The following is a 3,885-nucleotide window of genomic DNA, read 5'->3' as shown; positions in this document are numbered from 1 at the left end:
CGGTAGCTCGCTGGGCTCATAACCCAGAGGTCGCAGGTTCAAATCCTGTCCCCGCTACTAGAAAAGGACCGCCGCACTGGATTCCAGTGCGGCGGTCCTTTTTGTGCGCAGCCGTCGTAGGGTGGCGACGTGCGACTCTCGAAGATTCTTTTGGCGATGGCGGTGACTACTTCGCTGGTGACCACCGCTCTGGCGTTCTCGGCAGGAAGCGCTGCCGCCGGTGGGCGGATCACCGATGCGAAGCGCGTGGTCTTCATCGTTCCGGGGCAGCAGCTCTACAACTCGGGAGAAATGCACCAGGCGACCTACCGCGCCCTCGACGAGGCACTGAGCGCTGCGGGCTACGAGACACACTTCGTCGACGCACCCGGCAAGATGATTGCGGCCGACGCCGAGCTGATTGCCGATTCGATTCGCTCCTACGCTGCCGGCGCTGACTCCGTCGGGGTGATCGCGCACAGTGCGGGTGGACTGAGCTCCCGGTACTACGCGAAGTTCCTCGGTGGCTCCGAAGTAGTGGATTCATTCGTCGCTATCGGTGGGCCGCAGTACGGTAGCCCCGGTGGCTGCGTACAAGGCCCTGCCGACGGTTACGACACCTGCATGTTCTCCGAAGTTCTCACCAAGCTCAATGCCGGTGAGGACACTCCTGGATCTGCCTACTATTCGGTGGTGCAGAGTTCGGGCGAGTGGGCGGACGGTCGGTTGGACGGGGGCCAGTGCCGGGTGTACGTCGATGGCGTTCCCGGGGCCGGAACCGGAGGAGACCATCTCACCGAGCTCGAGCATCCAGAGGTCATCTCGGGAGCGATCAGCGCTTTGGGGCGCGACTGTGTCGGTACGTTCGTGGACGAGAACGACGGCGACATCACCTGGCCTGACACGCTGTTTCCGTCATTTCGGTAAAGCTTCAGGTCCGGGTTGTTCGGACGAGTAGCCCGGCTACGTGTGCGCTCGCGGCAGTTCTCGCCCCCAAGGCGTCACCCGATTCGATGGCCGCGACTATACGTGCGTGCTCAGTGACGGCGATCCGCCGATTGAGCTCGAGGCTCCACATGTCCGAACGGTAGAGATGTGACTGTCCATCCAGACGATGCAGGGCTTCGCTGAGCGGGTGATTGCATGCAGTCTCACGAATCAAGGTGTGGAACTCGAGGTCGAGCTTCGAATCCCGACGCTGATCCGGCGAGCTCTCGAGAAGTTCGCGTTGCACCTGCACCATCTTGTTCAGCTGTGACACGGTTTCGTGCGTGGCATTGGCCGTCGCGTTGAACGCCGCGAGACCGTCGAGTACCTCACGCACCTCGAAGACCGCGCGCAGAGACTCCGCGTCCAGCGAATCGACTTTTGCACCCGCGTTCCGTGTGTGGACGGCGATGCCCTCGTAGATCAACTGCTGCACGGCCTCGCGGACCGGCGTTCGACTGACATTGAGCTTGCTCGCCAGCGCGGGAACACTCAGTGGTGTCCCCGGCGCCAGCTCGCCCGAAAAGATCAGTTCGCGAAGCGTCTCGTGCACGGACTCGGTGAGCAATGCTCGTTCGGTGGTGGTCATCTTGTCCTCACTTCGATCCTGCACGATGTCGACGGTACCCGGGAGCGTTATCCACCGGCGCGCACCCGGTCAGCGCTGCGACTGTCGACGTCGGGCGCCGTCGCGCCTTTCAGTCCGGCCACTTTGGCCGCGATGTTCTCAGCGATCGTGATCGGCGGGTATCCCACTTCGCCCGGTGTGAGAGTCCCTGGCAGTGCTTCGATGACGGCGTCGTAGTTCCCGTCGAAAAAGAATGCGGCAGAGCGACGTCGGATGATCTGACCATCGACGATAGGTGGGTCGACTCGGTGCACTGTCGAGCGCCATCGGTCGTTCGTCCAGCGTGCCATCGCGTCGCCGAGGTTGATCAAGAGTGCGCCGTCGGCAGGTTGGACGTCGTGCCATACGCCATCGGCACTCAGAACTTGAAGGCCCGGAACTTGATCTGCCCACAGGATGGTCAAGATTCCGAAGTCGGTGTGAGCGCCCATTCCCGTCATGTCGCCGGAGACGCGGATCTCGCCCTCGGGCAGTGCGTAGTTGTTCATCTTCATCGCGTCGATCGAATGGTCGAGCATCGAATCGAAGTACCCGGGCTGCAATCCGAGAGCGTCGGTAAAGGCGCACATCAGGATTCGTGCCAAGCCTTGGGCATGACGGAAATACTCTTCGATTGCTGGTCGGAATCCGGGCGCGGCCACGGGCCAGGTGTTGGCGGCGTAGCTGGACTCGGGTAGGTCGACGCCCGGATAGTCGCTCACCTCTGTGCCCACGACTATTGCTTCGTAGAAATCGTTCATCTGGTTCGCAGCGGCGACGCCCAAGCTCATGCTGAGTGATTCCGATTTCGGTGGCGAGTAGCCGCGGTTCTCGGACGAGGGACGGCGATAGTTGTTCTTCACCGTCAGTGGGAGAGCGAAGAACTCGTCGAGAGCGTCGGCCAGACCGGCGGTCGCCGATCGTGGAATGCTGTGTCCGACAATCTGTATGAATCCGACCTCCCGGCACGCGCGATCGAGTTGAGCGGCCACTTCCGCACAGGCAGTGCTGTTGGTGGCGTTTGCAGCCGATGCCTCGCAGCGGAGGTACGGGCTGATATCGATCGTAGGGATTTCGAAGACAGGAGGTTCGTGGGTCATTTAAAGTCCTTGCGGCCGGACGTGTGCCACTTACCGACGAGCACACGTGAGAGGAATCCAAAGGCAGAGAAGACGAGGACACCGAACACCGACGCGATCACGATCGCGGCGATCAGATCCTCGGACTGAAGGCGGCTTCGGTAGACGTCGAGCAGCGTTCCGATCCCGGGTTGTCCTTTGGCGAAGAACATGTCGCCGATGATGGCACCGACGACAACAAGGCCGGAGGCGGTGCGGATGCCGGTGAGAATAGCCGGCATTGCCGCTCGCAGTTCGAGTTTCACAAGTCGATCCCAACGCGAGGCGCGGCCGAGGGTGAAGAGTTCGTGCAGTCCGCGATCGACCGATTGCAATCCGAAGTGTGTGTTGGTGATGATCGGGAAGGCTGCGATGAGAACGCACACCAGGGTGCGCGCGGTCATGCCGTAGCCGAACCAGAGCCCGATGAGGGGGACGATGGCGAGGATGGGAATGACCTGCAGCACAACGGCATAGGGATAGACGATCCGCTCGATCCACTTGGCCTGGCTCATCAGCACGCCGGTTCCGACGCCGACTGCCACCGCGACCACGAAGCCGACCAGTGCTACCTGTGCCGTCACTGCGAGGGCTTCGAGCATGGGCGAGAGGTGCTTCCAGTCGAGTAGCGACTTTGTCAGTACTTGACTCGGCGGCGGAAGGAGAAATCGACGTTCCGGGGAGAGAACGAGGTAGCTGACGATCGACCACGCTGCGACCGCGCCGGAAAGTGAGAGCAGCGGATAGAGCAGGAAGGTGCCGAGCGCTCTCATTCGAGAGGGCCGTCCGGGCTGTGACTGTGCTCGCGCAGCGGTCGCAGAATCAGTGCGAACGGCGGAATTGCGTGCGGTGGTGCCCTGTTGCACTGCAAGGACTTCGGTCATCGTGAGCTCCCATGGAGACTGGCCGAGATCTCGGCGACGTGTTCGGTGTATCGGGCGTCGTAGCGCAGTTCCGGGCTACGCGGGTACGGGAAATCGATGTCCACGACCGAATGGATTCGTCCGGGCCGGGCGGTCATGACGACCACCTTGTTTGCGAGGTACACGGCCTCGGATACCGAGTGCGTGATGAACATCGAGGTGAACCCCTTGTCGGTGTAGAGCCTTTGCAGCTCTACCTGCATCTCCAGTCGTGTCATCTCGTCGAGAGCACCGAAAGGTTCGTCGAGCAGCATCACAGCAGGTGCGAGGG

Annotated in this window: 4 protein-coding genes and 1 pseudogene; 1 reads left to right on the top strand and 4 read right to left on the bottom strand. The window is 61.8% G+C overall.

Features of this window, described 5'->3' with window-relative positions; all coding sequences use genetic code 11:
* Positions 1-129: 129 nt before the first annotated feature.
* The gene (locus tag RWT78_RS28575; protein WP_314682716.1) at positions 130-906 is read left to right on the top strand and encodes a lipase; all 777 of its coding nucleotides are present in this window, start codon (positions 130-132) and stop codon (positions 904-906) included.
* 4 nt (positions 907-910) lie between these two features.
* On the opposite strand, the gene RWT78_RS28570 is transcribed toward RWT78_RS28575, so the two are convergent.
* From RWT78_RS28570 to RWT78_RS28555, 4 genes and pseudogenes are all read right to left on the bottom strand, one after another.
* The gene (locus tag RWT78_RS28570) at positions 911-1,555 is read right to left on the bottom strand and encodes a GntR family transcriptional regulator (protein ID WP_003942323.1); all 645 of its coding nucleotides are present in this window, start codon (positions 1,553-1,555) and stop codon (positions 911-913) included.
* Positions 1,556-1,602: 47 nt separating this feature from the next.
* On the bottom strand, positions 1,603-2,673 hold the full coding sequence (locus tag RWT78_RS28565) for a 2-oxoglutarate and iron-dependent oxygenase domain-containing protein (protein ID WP_314682713.1): 1,071 nt from the start codon (positions 2,671-2,673) through the stop codon (positions 1,603-1,605).
* Complete coding sequence (locus tag RWT78_RS28560) at positions 2,670-3,575, bottom strand: ABC transporter permease (RefSeq protein ID WP_314682711.1); 906 nt, start codon at positions 3,573-3,575, stop codon at positions 2,670-2,672. The genes RWT78_RS28565 and RWT78_RS28560 overlap by 4 nt, the downstream gene beginning before the upstream one ends.
* Positions 3,572-3,885: pseudogene (locus RWT78_RS28555) on the bottom strand (ABC transporter ATP-binding protein); the annotation flags it as partial. The pseudogene RWT78_RS28555 and the gene RWT78_RS28560, both read right to left, overlap by 4 nt.

The organism is uncultured Rhodococcus sp. (genome assembly GCF_963525155.1).
Classification (GTDB): domain Bacteria; phylum Actinomycetota; class Actinomycetes; order Mycobacteriales; family Mycobacteriaceae; genus Rhodococcus_F; species Rhodococcus_F qingshengii.
The sequence above is the reverse complement of the archived record's forward strand: the minus strand, read 5'-3'. Positions and strand labels throughout refer to the sequence as shown.

What these genes read in the sequence shown, in the direction of transcription:
- RWT78_RS28570 (WP_003942323.1), bottom strand. Translation starts at nt 1,555, where the DNA reads ATGACCACCACCGAACGAGCATTGCTCACCGAGTCCGTGCACGAGACG.
- RWT78_RS28565 (WP_314682713.1), bottom strand. Translation starts at nt 2,673, where the DNA reads ATGACCCACGAACCTCCTGTCTTCGAAATCCCTACGATCGATATCAGC.
- RWT78_RS28560 (WP_314682711.1), bottom strand. Translation starts at nt 3,575, where the DNA reads ATGACCGAAGTCCTTGCAGTGCAACAGGGCACCACCGCACGCAATTCC.